Here is a 16382-nt window from a genome sequence, read left to right as displayed (position 1 = left end):
GTTATTCCTGCCTGACGTGATCTCCCTCCATTAATTTCGCCTAAATCCCACTTGTTTGTTGACGTGTATCACGCCGATTTGTACCGAAAAAAATGAAACAAATAATTACGATCCTGCTCACTAAAATAGCATTTATTAAAAAATAAACTGCCATTTCATAAAAATGAAACATTATTTTAATTGAGGGTTTTTGTCATGTTTAACAAATCTCTGGTTGTAGCTTCTCTTATTGGTACTTCTTTCGCCGCGCAGGCGGTGACCGTCGATCTGCGTCATGAATACATCGACAACGGCGCAAATGCAGACCGTGTTTCAGTCTCGCATCGCTTTGCGAATGGCGTCGGTTTTTCTGTAGAAGCGAAATGGAAATCGGGTGGTGATAAGGCCGACCAGCCGTTTGCGGATGTGGTGGGTAACGGTCATGAAGATCAAATTAGCTGGCGCTGGAAAGCGACAGAGAATATTGCGCTGACTCCCGCGTTCACGCTTGAGAGTAACGACAGCCGTACCATTTATAAACCGAACCTGCACCTGCAATACAGTTTCGATAATGGCTTTTACGTGGCCGCGCGCTACCGTTATGAATATACCCGTTATCCGTCGAGCTCTAATAAAGACGATGACAAAGTTAACCGTGGTGATGCCTGGGTCGGCTGGGTCATGGGAGACTGGCGTACCGAACTGAATTATGTTTATGCAAAAAGTACGGAAGGGATGGTCCGTAATAATAATAAAGATTATTCCACCGAATATAACGCGAAGCTGGCGTATAAATGGGATAAAAACTGGGCGCCATATGTTGAGGTGGGTAACGTGGGTGTGAAAGAGAGCGATGAACGTCAGACCCGCTTCCGTTTAGGCGTGGCGTATTCCTTCTGATATTTCCCTCCAGGCCCGGTGAGCGCAGCGTCACCGGGCAAAACGTTCAGAGCAAAAAAAGCCCTCCGTAAGGAGGGCAAGGCCAGTTACAGAAACACATTTTTAAATCATGCAGACAACATATCCGGTTGCGCGGGGAGTTTCGCAATATAGAGGGCAGGTTTACCGTCTTTATCGGAACTGAATAGCACCGCTTTCTCGTCCGGTGTAAAGGAGGGATGCGGATGGGTGACCTGGCGGCTATTTTCTACCGTCGCCCAGGAGGTGTCATGACGGGCGATGCGATAGTAGCGCTTTTTGGCCACGTCAAAGGCGTAGAGATAGGGATCGTTATCGATGGTGTAACCGTGGGTGTCTTTCACATCCACCGGTGTGCCGGAACCGTCGCCTACCAGTAACGTGCCGTCGAAATTACTCATCAAATGTGAACAGGATGGCATCTGCATTATCGTCTCATTTACGCCGGTTTGTGGATCGAAGCGGCAGATGGAACGACCCTGCTGGCCTTTCAGATACGAGACGTATACCAGCGCGGAGCCATCCGGGACCCAGAATTCGTGGGTACAGCTTTCACCTTGTGCATGCGTTTTGACTTTACGTATGTCGGTGCCATCTTCGTTGACCAGCCACATCCGGGCATCGACCAGATCGTGTGGTCCCTCGTGACAAAACGCCACCGTATGGTCATCAAACGGACGATAAATAGGATGCCCCAGCCACTTCTTCTCTTCATGAATGATTGAGCTCTCGCCGGTTTTCAGATCCACGCGCAGCAGCCGGCAGTGTGGCCCTTTATGGAAGAAGTCGTGGAAAATTTGCCAGTCGTTCAGCGGTGTCCAGTCGCGTTTCGCAATTTCAATGCCCACAAGGCTGGTGCAGTCGCTGTTCGCCACCCAGGTGCCGTAACCGACCCAGTCATCCGGGACGCGGTACACTTCACGCTCTGCCCGTGTCTCAAGAGAGACCTCCAGAAGCGTGCGATCGTTCTTCACATAGTAGAAGGCGCGATCGTCCGGGGAGAGAAATCCGCCAAAGGTGTTATCGCCTGCGCCCTCCGTCAGCTGTACGGCTTCGGCGTTCTGCAGATCCAGCAGGTAATAGTTCCAGTGACCATCGAACGCTCCGGCGAACAGCAGATGACTGCCGTCATTAAAGAAGCACTTCTGGTAAAAGTAGTTGCGATGACAGGTTACTTCAGGCGGGGTCAGACGCGTGACTTCGACGCCTGTATCCGGATCCCGGCCGATCTCGTAGTTCAGCTTGACCCGCATACCTTTAGCCATAATGCGCTCCTTTCGGCAATAAAAATAAAATTAAAAAGCAGGTGTTAAATTATCAAAACACAGTTTTATTTAGTGTGACTTATCGCGCAGTTTGTCAGTTTGAGTGAGGTGAAGCGGCGAATCCTGACGCTTCCGTGATCGGAACACCATTTCTGGTATAAAGAATCACAAAAAATGAAACGATGTTTTAAATGTAATTGAAAACCCCATTATGGGCGTTTACACTGTGCTTATCCTTAAAACGGAACGTCGTTTCGTTAATTTTCTGCCTTCGGGCACGATCCATTCTGGAGGTTATCGTGGACGTCAGACAAAGCATCCACAGCGCGCACGCCAAAACCCTCGACACGCAGGGGCTGCGCAGTGAATTTTTAGTTGAGCAGGTGTTCGAAGCCGATCGCTACACCATGGTCTACAGCCACATTGACCGCATTATTGTGGGCGGAATTATGCCGGTGACCAAAACTGTCTCCGTGGGTGGGGAAGTGGGTAAGCAGCTCGGCGTGAGCTATTTCCTGGAACGGCGTGAACTGGGCGTGATTAACATTGGCGGGCCGGGCACCATTACGGTTGACGGTCAGTGCTACGAAATTGGTCACCGCGACGCGCTGTATGTCGGCAAGGGCGCGAAAGAGGTGGTTTTTGCCAGCGTCGACGGCAGCACGCCAGCGAAGTTTTACTACAACTGCGCCCCGGCTCACACCACCTGTCCTACCAAAAAAGTTACCCCGGCAGACGTAGCCCCGGTGACGCTGGGCGATAACCTCACCAGCAATCGTCGCACCATCAACAAATACTTCGTTCCGGATGTGCTGGAGACCTGCCAGCTCAGCATGGGGCTGACCGAGCTGGCGCCGGGCAACCTGTGGAACACCATGCCGTGCCATACCCACGAGCGCCGCATGGAGGTCTATTTCTACTTCAACATGGATGAGGATGCCTGCGTATTCCACATGATGGGGCAACCGCAGGAAACACGCCATATCGTGATGCATAACGAGCAGGCGGTTATCTCTCCAAGCTGGTCAATTCACTCCGGTGTGGGGACGAAGGCGTATACCTTCATCTGGGGAATGGTCGGTGAAAACCAGGTCTTTGATGACATGGACCACGTCGCGGTAAAAGATCTGCGCTAGTCGCGGGCAGTTAAGCATAAATCTGCCTGTTGCTGACAGGCATCGAAAGAGTAAGGAACAAACATGATTCTGGATGCATTCTCTCTGCAAGGTAAAGTGGCTGTGGTTTCCGGTTGTGACACCGGTCTGGGCCAGGGCATGGCGTTGGGGCTGGCAGAAGCGGGCTGCGATATCGTGGGCATCAACATCGTCGAGCCTACGGAAACCATCGAGCGCGTGACCGCGCTGGGCCGCCGTTTCCTGAGCCTGACCGCGGATCTGCGTAAAATCGACGCCATTCCTGACCTGCTGGATCGCGCCGTGGCGGAATTCGGTCATATCGATATTCTGGTCAATAATGCCGGGCTGATCCGCCGTGAAGACGCGATTAACTTCAGCGAGCGCGACTGGGACGACGTGATGAACCTGAATATCAAAAGCGTGTTCTTTATGTCTCAGGCGGCGGCGAAACACTTCATCGCTCAGGGGAATGGCGGCAAGATTATCAATATCGCCTCCATGCTCTCCTTCCAGGGGGGCATCCGGGTGCCGTCTTACACCGCGTCAAAAAGCGCAGTGATGGGGGTCACCCGTCTGCTGGCGAACGAATGGGCGAAGCACAATATCAACGTTAACGCCATTGCCCCGGGCTACATGGCGACCAACAATACCCAGCAGCTGCGTGCGGACGAGCAGCGTAGCGCGGAAATCCTTGACCGAATCCCTGCAGGGCGTTGGGGGCTGCCGGACGATCTGAAAGGGCCTGTGGTGTTCCTGGCATCGAAGGCGTCGGACTACATCAACGGTTATACCGTAGCGGTTGATGGCGGCTGGCTGGCGCGTTAATTCGCGCTGACGAAAGAGCCTCTGCCTGCGGGTGGAGGTTTTTTTTGCTCAAAAATTGTCATTATCCATATCGACAAAGATGAAAAATCCATACTAAAAAATCATAAATGACGCGCATCACAGTTTTATTACTTAAATATTAATCAATTAGTAAAATATGGCGATATTTCACCGTGAGTTGAAATTGTAATGTCCATCACAGATCGCCATGCCATAGCGAAATAATCCATATCTTCGCGAATTCAGGCCTGACACTTTTCTTCCCTATCTCGTAATTTCACTTAACGAATTTCTCTGTTCAGGCAGGAAACTATGACATCTATAAATGACTCTACCCTCATGCCCGCGGCGCTGCGCGATACTCGCCGCATGAACCAGTTTGTCTCCATTGCGGCGGCAGTGGCTGGCTTGTTATTTGGACTGGATATCGGCGTCATTGCTGGCGCATTACCGTTTATTACCGATCACTTTACGCTGAGCAGTCGCCTGCAGGAGTGGGTGGTGAGCAGCATGATGCTTGGCGCGGCCATCGGCGCGCTGTTCAACGGCTGGCTCTCGTTCCGTCTCGGGCGCAAATATAGCCTGATGGTTGGGGCAATTCTGTTTGTGGCTGGCTCCATTGGCTCTGCGTTCGCCACCAACGTGGAAGTGCTGCTGCTCTCCCGCGTCCTGCTGGGCGTGGCGGTCGGGATTGCCTCCTACACCGCGCCGCTGTATCTCTCGGAGATGGCGAGCGAGAACGTGCGCGGCAAGATGATCAGTATGTACCAGCTGATGGTCACGCTGGGTATCGTACTGGCGTTTCTGTCAGATACTTACTTCAGCTACAGCGGTAACTGGCGCGCCATGCTGGGCGTGCTGGCGCTGCCGGCGCTGTTGCTGATTGTGCTGGTGATTTTCCTGCCGAACAGCCCGCGCTGGCTGGCGCAGAAAGGTCGTCACGTGGAAGCGGAAGAGGTGCTGCGCATGCTGCGTGATACCTCAGAGAAAGCGCGTGAAGAGCTGAACGAGATCCGCGAAAGCCTGAAGCTGAAGCAGGGCGGCTGGTCGCTGTTTAAAGCCAACCGCAACGTGCGTCGCGCGGTGTTCCTTGGCATGCTGCTGCAGGCGATGCAGCAGTTCACCGGGATGAACATCATCATGTATTACGCGCCGCGTATCTTCAAAATGGCCGGATTTACCACCACTGAACAGCAGATGATTGCAACGCTGGTGGTCGGGCTGACCTTTATGTTTGCCACGTTTATCGCGGTATTTACCGTGGATAAAGCCGGTCGTAAACCGGCGCTGAAGATTGGCTTTAGCGTAATGGCGCTCGGTACGCTGATCCTCGGTTACTGTCTGATGCAGTTTGATAATGGCACCGCCTCAAGCGGTCTCTCCTGGCTCTCTGTCGGGATGACCATGATGTGTATCGCCGGATATGCCATGAGCGCCGCACCGGTGGTGTGGATCCTGTGCTCTGAAATTCAGCCGCTGAAGTGCCGCGACTTTGGCATCACCTGTTCCACCACCACCAACTGGGTGTCGAACATGATCATCGGCGCAACCTTCCTGACGCTGCTGGATGCCATTGGCGCAGCAGGAACGTTCTGGCTCTACACGGTACTGAACGTGGTGTTTATCGGGGTGACCTTCTGGCTGATTCCTGAAACCAAAGGCGTGACGCTGGAGCATATTGAACGCAAGCTGATGAGCGGGGAGAAATTACGTAATATTGGCGTGTAATGTTATTGCCCGGTGGCGCTTCGCTTACCGGGCCTACAATACCTTGTCGGCCCGGTAAGGCGTCGCCTTTTAACGCATCGCCCGCTTCAAAATACGCTCAGCCTGACGCTGGAAATCTGCAGCGGTCTCTTCCACCGATTTCTGACCATAGTCGATATACTGCAGCGAGGTGCCGAACTGCGCCACAATCTGCGGATCGTCAAAGTAAGGGGACACGCTGAGTTTTGCAGGCAGCGACTGCGCCAGACGCAGGCCTGCAACCGACGGGTCGTTTTCTTTAATGGTACCGGCTTCAGTCAGGTACTGAACCGCCACTTTGCTCAGCGGTACGCCACGCTCCAGGCCCAGCGTCTCCACGCCCTCTTTACTGTTCAGCAGGAAGTTAATCAGCTTTGCCGCCGCTTCCGGGTTTTTGGTCGATTTACCGATCGACAGCATCTGTGCCGGTTTGAAGAACAGGCCCGCATCCGTGGCACCCGGCAGCATCGGGTAACTGCCCAGCACCAGTTTTGCCGGTGGCTTGAGGTTATCGGAGTATTTGTTGATGGTGGAGTTCCACATATAGGTGCCGCCCCATTCCCCCTGGATCCACGGCTTCATCTCATACATGTTGCTCTTGCCAAACGACGCATAGTATTTGGTGTCCGGCATCACGTGGCTATCAATCAGTTTTTTGTAGGTCTGGAAGAACTCCACCCATTGCGCCTTGCTGTAGGTGAATTTTTTGGTTTTCTCGTCCACGGCAGGGATGTTGTATTTCTGAACCATGTAAGAATTCAGCAGCGCCAGCGTGTCCTGGTGTTCCAGTATGACAGGGTAATACTGCTTGCCGAGCTTGCTTTCGAAGGTTTTACCGGCGGCCATCAGTTCGTCCCAGGTTTTTGGGTAGTCGATGCCCGCTTTTTTCCACGTTTCGTCGTTAAAGTAGAAGACGCGCGCGGTCACGGAGATTGGGATCCCGTTCAGCTTGCCGTTGACCGTTGTGGACTGGAGCTCTTTGGCATCAAACTGGCTTAGATCTATCACGTCCTTCATTTTGTTCAGATCGTAAAAGCCGTCGCCGGTTTTCGAGAAGATCGGCAGCCAGTTCCAGTTGGTTTGCATCACATCCGGCTCTGTGCCGCCTGCAATCTGGGTGGTCAGACGGGAAAGATGCCCGTCCCAGCCGGTATATTCCGCCTTAACGTTAATGTCCGGGTTCTGTTTATGGAACTCTTCTAACGCTTTCAGCGTCACCTGGTGACGGCCATTACCGCCCCACCAGGACATACGTAAATCGGTATTTTGCGCCATCGATGGCAAAGCAGTAAGGCCCAGGGTCGCGGAGATTGCTGCGCTTAAAAGCACATTTTTCATTTTTCTTGCTCCATCAGAGAGAGAGGTTCAGTTCAGTTTTTGCGTCAAAAATATGGCACTTATTCATGTCGAAGCGGAAATAGACTTTGCGGTTAAGCCCTTTAGCAATCATCGGCTTAGCCTCTTCCGAAGGGATTCTGGCGGTCAGTTCGTTGTCCGCAACCTTCAGGTACACAAAGAATTCGTGGCCCATGTTCTCCACGCGCACCATTTCGCCGCTGCACCCATCCGGGAAAGGCGAGTCTGAGATCGACACAAATTCCGGGCGCACGCCGTAGAACACGTCCTGACCGGCGTAAGCAGCGACTTTTTCCTGCGTTTGCGCATTGAGCGGCATGGTTTCATTGCCGAGGGTGATGTGCAGTTGCCCGGCTTTTTCCACCAGCTGGCTTTTACGAATGTTCATCTCCGGTGCACCGATGAATCCCGCGACGAACATGTTGTTGGGCTTGTGGTAGAGGTTATCCGGGGTATCGACCTGCATGATGTGGCCCAGCTTCATTACACAGATACGGTCGCCCATGGTCATCGCTTCGGTCTGGTCATGCGTGACGTAGACGGTGGTGGCCGGTTTACCGGACTGCTTCAGCTGCTTATGCAGATCTGAAATACGAATACGCATCGAGGCACGGAGCTTGGCATCAAGGTTTGACAGCGGTTCGTCAAAGAGAAACACGTCCGGCTTTTTCACAATCGCGCGGCCAACCGCGACGCGCTGGGCCTGTCCACCGGAAAGCTGACGCGGCAGGCGGTCAAGCAGCGACTCCAGTTCAAGGATTTTGGCCGCTTCGTTTACCTGCGACTCAATTTGCTCTTTCGGCAGTTTGCTCAGCTTCAGACCAAAGGCCAGATTTTCGCGCACCGTCATGTGCGGGTAGAGCGCGTAGTTCTGGAACACCATCGCAATGCCGCGCTCCTTCGGTGCGAGGTTGTTCACGATCTTATCGCCGATCCGCACTTCACCGCCGCTGATGGTTTCCAGCCCCGCCAGCATGCGAAGGGTGGTGGACTTGGCACAGCCGGATGGACCGACGATCACCATAAACTCCCCCTCCGCGATCTTCAGGTCGATAGCATGTACGGCTTTGAAGCCGTTGGAGTAAACCTTTTCCAGTTTATTGAAGACAACTTCAGCCATGATATTTCCCTCTTAACCTTTAATTCCGCTGCTGGAGACGCCCTGCACGAAGTAGCGTTGGGCCAGGAAGAACACAATGATGGATGGCAGAATGGAGATGCTCGCCATTGCCAGAATTTCGTTCCACGGCGCACCTTCGGTAACGTCGATGGACATTTTCAGCGCTAATGCAATCGGGTATTTATCCACGCTGTAGACGTAAATCAGCGGCCCGATAAAGTCATTCATTGACCACATGAACTGGAACAGGGCGACGGAGATAATGGCCGGTTTCAGGATCGGCACCACCACGTACCACAGCACCTGAAGGGAGTTACAGCCGTCGATTTGCGCCGCCTCTTCCATGTCACGCGGCACGCCGCGCAGGAACTGGATCAGCATAAAGACGAAGAACCCCTGCGTGGCGAAGGCCAGCGGCAGGTACAGCGGCATGTAGCTGTTCAACATGCCCATTTCACGGAACATCAGGTACTGCGGAATCAACAGCACGGTGCTGGGCAGCAGCATGGTAGTGATGAGCGTGGCGAACCAGAATTTTTTCCACGGGATCTCAAAGCGGGCAAAACCATACGCCACAATGGTGGAGGAGATAATGGTCAGGATCACTTTGGGGATCACATACTTAAAGGTGTTCAGCATGTAATGGCCGAAGGTGTACTCGGTCCCGGTCTTCCAGCCGTTGATAAACCCGTCCCAGGTGGCATGTGCCGGCCACAGGCTCAGGGTAGTGAAGATCTCGTGGTTCGGTTTGAACGACGCTGAGAACATCCACACCAGCGGGTAGAGCATCAGCAGGCCGACAAACAGCAGGATCGTATAGCGAACGGTGGCGTTGATTTTCTCTCTGCGCTGCGTACGGGCAACCTCGCGTTCGGCAACGCTTCTTGCCGCGGAAAGGTGTTGAATATCAGCCATTTTTGCCTCCTTTATCGGCGGAGTAGAACACCCAGTATTTCGACGACTTAAAGGCGATACCGGCAAAGACGGCCACCACCAGGAACAGGATCCACGCCAGCGCCGCGCCATAACCCATATCGAAATATTTGAACGCCGTGTCGTAGATGTAGAGCGAGAACAGATAGGTCGAGTAGGTTGGCCCGCCGCCGGTAATGACGTACGGCCCGGTAAATTCCTGGAATGCCTGAGTGGTTTGCATGATGAAGTTGAAGAAAATCACCGGCGTAATCAGCGGCACGGTCACTTTCATGAACATTTGCCATCTGGACGCGCCGTCGATCATTGCCGCTTCATACTGTGACTGCGGAACGTTTTGCAGCGCCGCCAGGAAGATGACCATCGCGGAGCCGAACTGCCAGACGCGCAGCAGGGTCACGGACATCAGCGCCAGAGAGGGCTCACCCAGCCAGTTCACCGGGTCGAAGCCAAATACGCCAATAAAGCTGTTCAGCAGACCATCTATCGCAAATAAGGCGCGCCACAACACAGCAATCGCCACGGAACTGCCGAGGATCGACGGAATATAGTAAGCGGTACGGAAAAAGCCGATCCCGCGTAATTTGAAGTTGAGAACAAACGCAATCCCTAATGCAAACGCGAGCTTCAGCGGAATGGTCAAAAATACATACGCGAACGTGACACCCATTGATGTCCAGAAGAGCGTGTCTTCGGTAAACATATAGCGATAGTTTTCGATGCCGTTAAACACCGGTGGGCTCATCAAATCGTAATCCGTAAAACTGAGGAAAAACGATGAGACGAAGGGGAAAGCCGTAAAGAGTATCAACCCAATAATGTAGGGTGATATCCATGCGAGCCCCAGCAGCTTGTTTTCATTCATACAGACCTACCTGGCAATCAGTGGGTGAAATGACGGTATGAGTTTCATGACATCCGAACCGTAGTTTTCGAATAATAAAACAGTGTTTTATTTTATATTATGGCTATTTTTTCCCGCGTCATTCGCTTAATGATGGAAATGTGATCAGCATCGAAACGCTGTTTCAATAAAGTGAGGAGAGTGGCATTTTGCCGCTATTTCTGGCGATCAAGGCAGGTCTTGCATGTAAGCAGAAAGAAAAGCGGATGATTAATAACAATAATACCGGAAAGGTACTAACTACCAACTTTGATAGCCAGTACACAGATAGATCAATATCGCGTTCAGATTATTCTTACTTTCTTGTATCATCGGACCACTTGAACTCACGAGGCAGAAATTACCTGCACTCTTAACAGAAGAACGTCTATGTCAGCGATGGATTTCAAAAAAAACACGGACCTCGATTTTCCTTCTTATGCCACCCCGGCTGTCAGCACTAAAGAAATCGACCTTTTGGGGCTGTTAGACATCCTGCTTGCCGCCAAAAAACGCATCATCGCAATTGCGTTCGCGTTTGCGCTGGCCGGACTGGCGATTGCCTTTTTACTGCCGCAGAAATGGACCAGTAAAGCGGTGATCACGCCTGCCGAACAGACGCAGTGGAACCCGCTGCGCCAGATGATGGTGGCACTCCAGGTTTTGGATGTGGACGTAAAAGTGTCCCGTGATGAAGTGTTTGGACTGTTTATCAAAAAGTTTCAGTCGCAGTCATTGCTTGAAGAGTATATGAAATCCTCCCCTTACGTTATGTCACAGCTTGAGGGGACAAACGTGGATCCGCTGGAGCTGCATCGTGCGGTGGTCAATATCTCTGAGAAGATGAAAGCGATTGATAACACTCAGGTAAAAGACGCGGATAAAGCGCCTTACGTCTCCTGGACGCTCAGCTTTACCGCCCCCACGGCGGGAGATGCGCAAACCGTTCTGGAAGGGTATATCAAGTATATTGCCGCGATTGTCGAGCAAGAGATCATGCTGAATATCCGTAACCAGCTCGCCCTGAAAACGAAGGTGGTAGAGCAGCAGCTGGATCTGGATCGGGTGCGTCTGACCAATATTCACAACACCAATCTGCAGCGTCTTAACTATTCGCTGGAAGTGGCTAACGCGGCGGGTATTAAGAAACCTGTCTACAGCAACGGACAGGCCGTAAAAGACGATCCGGATTACTCCGTTGCCCTCGGCGCTGACGGTATCGCGCAGAAATTGCAGATTGAGAAAAATCTTAAGGATGTGTCTGAGCTGAATGCAGACTTCCAGAACCGTGAATATTATCTGGCGCAGCTGAAAAAACTCTCCGTTGAAGACGTTAAACTGGAACCCTTCAAGTATCAGCTTTCACCTTCCATGCCGGTGAAAAAAGATGGCCCGGGGAAAGCGCTGATTGTCATGCTGGCGGGGATCCTGGGTGGGCTGTTCGCCTGCGGTAGCGTGCTGCTTCGTGAAGCGATGCTTAGCCGTAACCCGCTGCCAGAGCCGGTAGCGGAATAACTGACGCAGAGAAAAAGGGCGCTGAAATCAGCGCCCTTTTTTATTGCAGAAAATCTTCCCGTACGGGGGTAAAGGTATCCAGCAGGGTGCCGGGTTGAAGACATACGCAGCCGTGCATGACATGCGGCGCTTTGTAGAGCGTATCGCCGGCCCTGACAATATGCTTCTCTTCACCAATGGTGAATTCGAACTCACCGGACAGCACATAGGTTAGCTGTTCATGCGGATGGCTATGCATCGGGCCAATCGCGCCCTGGGCGAAATTCACTTCAACCGCCATCATCTTACCGCTATGGGCCAGGATCCGACGGGTTACGCCGTTACCCAGATCGTCAAGCGTGGTCTCGTTGTGGAAAATAAACATGCCTTCCCTCATTATAAAATGAAATATTGTTTCATTTAATTTATATCACCTCTTTTTAAAAAGAAACGGCGCGACAAAGAACTGGAAACGCGATCACAAGTTTGCTTCACTGAGATAAACAGAGAAGGAGGGATAATGAAAACAATCGGCCTGCTGGGTGGCATGAGCTGGGAATCGACCATTCCCTACTATCGTTTAATTAATGAAGGGGTGAAGCAGCGCCTCGGGGGACTGCATTCTGCCAGTTTGCTGCTGCACAGCGTGGACTTCCATGAGATCGAAGCGTGCCAGTCGAGCGGTGAATGGGACAAAGCCGGAGAGATACTGGCGCAGGCGGCACTCGGGCTTCAGCGTGCCGGTGCCGAAGGGATTTTGCTCTGTACCAACACGATGCATAAAGTCGCTTCGCACATTGAAGCGCGTTGCCCGCTGCCGTTTTTGCATATTGCGGATGCGACCGGGCGCGCGATTGGCGCGGCGGGGATGCGTCGCGTGGCGCTGCTGGGTACGCGCTACACCATGGAGCAGGATTTTTACCGTGGCCGGTTGAGCAGTGAGTTTGGTATCGAAAGTCTGATCCCGGATGACGCCGACCGGGCGCGCATTAATCAGATTATTTTTGATGAGCTTTGCCTCGGCACCTTCAGTGAGTCTTCCCGGACGTATTACGTCAGCGTGATTGAACAACTTGCCCGGCAGGGGGCAGAAGGGGTGATCTTCGGCTGTACCGAGATCGGCCTGCTGGTACCGGCTGAGCGAAGCGCGATCCCGGTATTCGACACTGCCGCCATTCACGCTGCCGATGCCGTTGAGTTTATGCTGTCATAACGGATTTTGCCGGTCAGGTAAGCGAAGCGCCACCTCACGCGCATGCTCAATCAAATGCCCGGTAAAGGCATCTACCAGTGCCGACGCCGGGCGATGCAGGGGGCGGATCAGGCTGACGGTAAACGGGACGGAGAGGCTAAACGGGCGAATCACAATCTCGCTCCCGGCATAGTCCAGTGCCGTAAGCGGGTTAACCACGGCTACGCCTACCCCGGCACGTACCATCGCGCATATTGAGGCCGCGCTGTGCGTTTCCACCACCATCCGGCGTTTTACCTGATGTTCGGCAAACAGCGTGTCCAGCAGTTGTCGATAGCTGTCGGTCTGCGACAGGCTAATGTAATTTTCCCCGTGGAAATCAGCGGGGGTCAGCATTGCTTTACTGGCAAGCCGGTGCCCGGCAGGAAGCACGCAAACCTCATCCAGCGTGAGCAGTTCCGTGCGCTCCGTACCTGCGGGGGTAGTGAGGGTTTCGGTTAACCCCAGGTCGTGACGCTGCGCTGAAAGCCACTCTTCCAGCAGCGGAGATTCCTGCGGCACGATAGTGAGACTGACCTCCGGATAGCGGGCCAGAAAAGGCTGCAGCAGCATCGGTAAAAAGGATTGTGAAAAGACGGGCAGGCAGACAATCGACAGTTCGCCCTGACGAAACTCGCGCAGGCTTTCCGCCGCACTGACAATTCTGTCCAGCCCATACCACGAGCGCTGCACTTCCTCGAACAGACGCAGCCCTTGTACCGTTGGGTGCAGCCGGCCCCGGGTGCGTTCAAACAGTTTCAGTCCCAGCACTTTCTCGAACCGTGCCAGCTCGCGGCTTACCGTAGGCTGCGAGGTGTGCAGCATCTGCGCGGCTTCGGTGAGGTTGCCGGCGGTCATCACGGCGTGAAAAATCTCAATATGGCGTAAGTTGACGGCGGGCATAGGGCACCTGGAAGCGAAGGACTGTCCATATCATTTTTGCATAGACTCGCGATAAAACGATATTTTTTATTCTCTTTCTGCTGTGGCGTAATCATAAAAAAGATGACCACCCGGAGAAGACCATGCCACGCCCGCTTAACCAGACTGACACCGATTTAAATGCCGACAACCTGCTGCGCCTGCCTGCCGAGTTTGGCTGCCCGGTATGGGTCTACGATGCGCAAATCGTTCGCGAGAAGATTGCCGCGCTGCATCAGTTTGACGTGGTGCGTTTTGCCCAGAAGGCGTGCTCCAATATCCATATCCTGCGCCTGATGCGCGAGCAGGGCGTGAAGGTTGACTCCGTGTCGCTGGGTGAAATCGAGCGCGCGCTGGCGGCTGGCTTCGATCCTAAAACCGATCCTGACGCAATTGTCTTTACTGCGGATCTGATCGACGACGCGACGCTTGCCCGCGTGCATGAACTGCAGATCCCGGTTAATGCCGGGTCTGTGGATATGCTGGAACAGCTTGGACAGGTTTCCCCCGGCCACCGCGTCTGGCTACGTGTGAACCCCGGTTTTGGCCATGGTCACAGCCAGAAAACCAACACTGGCGGTGAAAACAGTAAACACGGCATCTGGTATGCCGATATGCCAGCCGCCCTAGAGGTATTACAGCGTTACAACCTGAAGCTGGTGGGCATTCATATGCACATTGGTTCGGGCGTGGATTACGGTCACCTGGAACAGGTGTGCGGCGCGATGGTGCGTCAGGTTATCGACTTTGGGCAGGATCTGGAGGCGATCTCCGCCGGTGGTGGCCTCTCGATTCCTTATCGTGAAGGGGAAGAGGCGATCGATACCGATCACTATTACGGCCTGTGGAGTGCCGCCCGCGACAAAGTTGTCGCGCATGTCGGGCATCCGGTGAAGCTCGAAATTGAACCGGGTCGTTTCCTGGTGGCGGAATCTGGCGTGCTGGTTGCTCAGGTGCGTAGCGTGAAAGAGATGGGATCGCGACACTTCGTGCTGATTGATGCGGGCTTTAATGACCTGATGCGTCCGTCCATGTATGGCAGTTACCACCATATTTCAGCGCTCGCCGCCGATGGCCGCGATTTAACCGACGCCCCACGTATTGATACGGTTGTCGCAGGCCCGCTGTGTGAATCGGGCGATGTCTTTACCCAGCAGGAAGGGGGTAAAGTAGAAACCCGCGCGCTGCCGGAGGTGAAACCCGGGGATTATCTGGTGCTGCACGATACCGGCGCTTATGGGGCGTCGATGTCTTCTAACTACAATAGCCGCCCGCTGCTGCCGGAAGTGCTGTTTGATAACGGCAAGGCGCGGCTGATCCGTCGCCGCCAGACCATTCAGGAGCTGCTGGCGCTGGAACTCGTCTGAGTAAAATATGGCCCCGTGGTTACCGAGTCGCGTAGTACCAGCGTACCGGTAAACGGCGGGATCGCTTCTACCGGCTGGTTTTTTGCCAGCCGGATCGCCTGGTCGATGGCCGTGACAATCATATTATCTATCGGCAGATAAACCGATGAGAGCGCAGGCTCCAGCCATTTTGCGCTGGGCGCATCGTCAAAGCCAAACAGTGAAATATCCTGCGGGATCTTCAGCCCTGCCTGGTGCAAGGCTTTGGAGGCTCCCAGCGCCATATCATCGTTACAGGCAAACAGGGCGCTAAACGGCACACCGTTAGCAATCAACTCCCTGCACAGTTCATACCCCCGCGTCATGCCCGCATCGCCGTACTTAATCCGGCGCTCATCCAGACGAATGCCGTGCTTTTCCAGCGCCTTACGGTAGCCCATCAGGCGGGCTTTACCGGTAGGGGTGTGGATAGGGACGGTAATACAGGCGATCTCCCGGTGGCCCTGGTTTATCAGGTAATCCACGGCCTTAAAGGCGGCATCCTGCTGTTCGAAGAAGACGCAGCGATCGGGAGCCTGGCTGACTTCCCGGTTGATGACCACCAGCGGGGTTTGCACGGAGTGGATCAACTTCATGATCGCTTTTTCGCTCATGTAGCGCGTGTAGAGCACAATGGCGTCACACTTGCGATCGGCCAGCATCTGTACCGCCTGTTCTTCCTGTTCCGGCGCGTCATGACCATCGGTGACGATCAGCTGCTTCCCGTGCGTTTCGGTCTGCCGGGAGGCCTGCTGAAGGAGGCGGCCAAAGTAAAAGCCATCGAAGGTAGAGACCACCAGACCAATGCTGTTGCTGGTCTGGTTAGCAAGCGAACGCGCGAGAAAATTCGGGCGATACCCCAGCTCTTCCATTGCCGCGAACACCTGCTGACGCGTGCTCTCTTTGACCTGACCTGTGCCGTTCAGCACGCGCGATACCGTGGCTTTTGATACACCTGCGCGCAGTGAGACATCCAGCATTGTTGCCATTAGACATTCCTGATTCCACGTAACGATCTGCAGTTTAACACAGACCATCCGGCGCATAAGCGACGCGGGAAGGGCAAAACGCCCATCACGATCACGCTTTTCAGTAACGATCTGTCAGAACCGAAGAAATGGCTGCAATTGGTATACCAAATTGGTCATAAATCACGATCTGGAATACCGCTGGTGGTGTTGAGAGCTTAA

General features: G+C 53.6%; 15 protein-coding genes. 7 read left to right on the top strand and 8 right to left on the bottom strand.

All coding sequences use genetic code 11. From position 1 onward, the window contains the following. Positions 1 to 195 precede the first annotated feature (195 nt). Positions 196 to 879 (top strand): porin, encoded by a 684-nt coding sequence (locus ACQG19_RS19930; RefSeq protein WP_020687115.1) that lies wholly within the window; start codon positions 196 to 198, stop codon positions 877 to 879. Between the two features lie 107 nt (positions 880 to 986). Here ACQG19_RS19930 and ACQG19_RS19925 read toward each other — a convergent pair whose 3' ends face one another. Next, entirely contained in the window at positions 987 to 2162 is a 1176-nt protein-coding gene (locus tag ACQG19_RS19925) for an oligogalacturonate lyase family protein (RefSeq protein ID WP_013098577.1), read from the bottom strand. A 299-nt stretch (positions 2163 to 2461) separates the two neighbouring features. Here ACQG19_RS19925 and kduI point away from each other — a divergent pair, with 299 nt between their 5' ends. From kduI to araE, 3 genes are all read left to right on the top strand, one after another. Then, the gene (gene kduI, locus ACQG19_RS19920) at positions 2462 to 3298 is read left to right on the top strand and encodes a 5-dehydro-4-deoxy-D-glucuronate isomerase (protein WP_013098576.1); all 837 of its coding nucleotides are present in this window, start codon (positions 2462 to 2464) and stop codon (positions 3296 to 3298) included. A gap of 63 nt (positions 3299 to 3361) precedes the next feature. Then, the gene (kduD, locus tag ACQG19_RS19915; RefSeq protein WP_013098575.1) at positions 3362 to 4123 is read left to right on the top strand and encodes a 2-dehydro-3-deoxy-D-gluconate 5-dehydrogenase KduD; all 762 of its coding nucleotides are present in this window, start codon (positions 3362 to 3364) and stop codon (positions 4121 to 4123) included. A gap of 294 nt (positions 4124 to 4417) precedes the next feature. Beyond that, a complete protein-coding gene (araE, locus tag ACQG19_RS19910; RefSeq protein ID WP_286012102.1) occupies positions 4418 to 5851 on the top strand; it encodes an arabinose-proton symporter AraE in 1434 nt (477 codons plus the stop codon). A 69-nt stretch (positions 5852 to 5920) separates the two neighbouring features. On the opposite strand, the gene ACQG19_RS19905 is transcribed toward araE, so the two are convergent. From ACQG19_RS19905 to ACQG19_RS19890, 4 genes are read right to left on the bottom strand one after another with little or no spacing between them, the layout of a single operon-like run. Continuing rightward, positions 5921 to 7207 (bottom strand): ABC transporter substrate-binding protein, encoded by a 1287-nt coding sequence (locus tag ACQG19_RS19905; protein WP_040021666.1) that lies wholly within the window; start codon positions 7205 to 7207, stop codon positions 5921 to 5923. 13 nt (positions 7208 to 7220) lie between these two features. Continuing rightward, positions 7221 to 8345, bottom strand: coding sequence for an ABC transporter ATP-binding protein (locus tag ACQG19_RS19900; protein ID WP_058679598.1), 1125 nt, complete (start codon positions 8343 to 8345; stop codon positions 7221 to 7223). Between the two features lie 12 nt (positions 8346 to 8357). Further along, a complete protein-coding gene (locus ACQG19_RS19895) occupies positions 8358 to 9260 on the bottom strand; it encodes a carbohydrate ABC transporter permease (RefSeq protein WP_023620436.1) in 903 nt (300 codons plus the stop codon). Then, on the bottom strand, positions 9253 to 10143 hold the full coding sequence (locus ACQG19_RS19890) for a carbohydrate ABC transporter permease (RefSeq protein ID WP_013098570.1): 891 nt from the start codon (positions 10141 to 10143) through the stop codon (positions 9253 to 9255). The genes ACQG19_RS19895 and ACQG19_RS19890 overlap by 8 nt, the downstream gene beginning before the upstream one ends. 408 nt (positions 10144 to 10551) lie before the next feature. Here ACQG19_RS19890 and wzz(fepE) point away from each other — a divergent pair, with 408 nt between their 5' ends. Continuing rightward, positions 10552 to 11676, top strand: a complete 1125-nt coding sequence (gene wzz(fepE), locus ACQG19_RS19885; protein WP_013098569.1) for an LPS O-antigen length regulator Wzz(fepE) — start codon at positions 10552 to 10554, stop codon at positions 11674 to 11676. A 40-nt stretch (positions 11677 to 11716) separates the two neighbouring features. On the opposite strand, the gene ACQG19_RS19880 is transcribed toward wzz(fepE), so the two are convergent. Continuing rightward, complete coding sequence (locus ACQG19_RS19880; protein ID WP_013098568.1) at positions 11717 to 12040, bottom strand: cupin domain-containing protein; 324 nt, start codon at positions 12038 to 12040, stop codon at positions 11717 to 11719. A 135-nt stretch (positions 12041 to 12175) separates the two neighbouring features. Here ACQG19_RS19880 and ACQG19_RS19875 point away from each other — a divergent pair, with 135 nt between their 5' ends. Beyond that, positions 12176 to 12868, top strand: a complete 693-nt coding sequence (locus tag ACQG19_RS19875) for an aspartate/glutamate racemase (protein ID WP_038983872.1) — start codon at positions 12176 to 12178, stop codon at positions 12866 to 12868. Here ACQG19_RS19875 and ACQG19_RS19870 read toward each other — a convergent pair. Continuing rightward, positions 12863 to 13789 carry a LysR family transcriptional regulator gene (locus ACQG19_RS19870; RefSeq protein ID WP_038983870.1) on the bottom strand — a complete coding sequence of 309 codons (927 nt, stop codon included), beginning with the start codon at positions 13787 to 13789 and terminating at the stop codon, positions 12863 to 12865. The two genes, ACQG19_RS19875 and ACQG19_RS19870, sit on opposite strands and share 6 nt — an antisense overlap. A gap of 122 nt (positions 13790 to 13911) precedes the next feature. Between ACQG19_RS19870 and lysA the strand changes: the two genes are divergently transcribed. Then, the gene (gene lysA, locus ACQG19_RS19865) at positions 13912 to 15174 is read left to right on the top strand and encodes a diaminopimelate decarboxylase (RefSeq protein WP_222168924.1); all 1263 of its coding nucleotides are present in this window, start codon (positions 13912 to 13914) and stop codon (positions 15172 to 15174) included. On the opposite strand, the gene ACQG19_RS19860 is transcribed toward lysA, so the two are convergent. Beyond that, positions 15144 to 16181, bottom strand: a complete 1038-nt coding sequence (locus ACQG19_RS19860) for a LacI family DNA-binding transcriptional regulator (RefSeq protein WP_222168925.1) — start codon at positions 16179 to 16181, stop codon at positions 15144 to 15146. The genes lysA and ACQG19_RS19860 overlap by 31 nt on opposite strands. Positions 16182 to 16382 lie beyond the last annotated feature (201 nt).

Source organism: Enterobacter cloacae complex sp. 277I4, from assembly GCF_050031465.1.
In the GTDB taxonomy this organism is placed as follows: domain Bacteria; phylum Pseudomonadota; class Gammaproteobacteria; order Enterobacterales; family Enterobacteriaceae; genus Enterobacter; species Enterobacter cloacae.
This window is presented reverse-complemented; position numbering and strand designations above follow the sequence as displayed.

Coding starts and splice junctions, on each gene's coding strand:
- ACQG19_RS19930 (WP_020687115.1), top strand. CDS start 196: ATGTTTAACAAATCTCTGGTTGTAGCTTCTCTTATTGGTACTTCTTTC.
- ACQG19_RS19925 (WP_013098577.1), bottom strand. CDS start 2,162: ATGGCTAAAGGTATGCGGGTCAAGCTGAACTACGAGATCGGCCGGGAT.
- kduD (WP_013098575.1), top strand. CDS start 3,362: ATGATTCTGGATGCATTCTCTCTGCAAGGTAAAGTGGCTGTGGTTTCC.
- ACQG19_RS19905 (WP_040021666.1), bottom strand. CDS start 7,207: ATGAAAAATGTGCTTTTAAGCGCAGCAATCTCCGCGACCCTGGGCCTT.
- ACQG19_RS19900 (WP_058679598.1), bottom strand. CDS start 8,345: ATGGCTGAAGTTGTCTTCAATAAACTGGAAAAGGTTTACTCCAACGGC.
- ACQG19_RS19895 (WP_023620436.1), bottom strand. CDS start 9,260: ATGGCTGATATTCAACACCTTTCCGCGGCAAGAAGCGTTGCCGAACGC.
- ACQG19_RS19890 (WP_013098570.1), bottom strand. CDS start 10,143: ATGAATGAAAACAAGCTGCTGGGGCTCGCATGGATATCACCCTACATT.
- ACQG19_RS19880 (WP_013098568.1), bottom strand. CDS start 12,040: ATGTTTATTTTCCACAACGAGACCACGCTTGACGATCTGGGTAACGGC.
- ACQG19_RS19875 (WP_038983872.1), top strand. CDS start 12,176: ATGAAAACAATCGGCCTGCTGGGTGGCATGAGCTGGGAATCGACCATT.
- ACQG19_RS19870 (WP_038983870.1), bottom strand. CDS start 13,789: ATGCCCGCCGTCAACTTACGCCATATTGAGATTTTTCACGCCGTGATG.
- lysA (WP_222168924.1), top strand. CDS start 13,912: ATGCCACGCCCGCTTAACCAGACTGACACCGATTTAAATGCCGACAAC.
- ACQG19_RS19860 (WP_222168925.1), bottom strand. CDS start 16,181: ATGGCAACAATGCTGGATGTCTCACTGCGCGCAGGTGTATCAAAAGCC.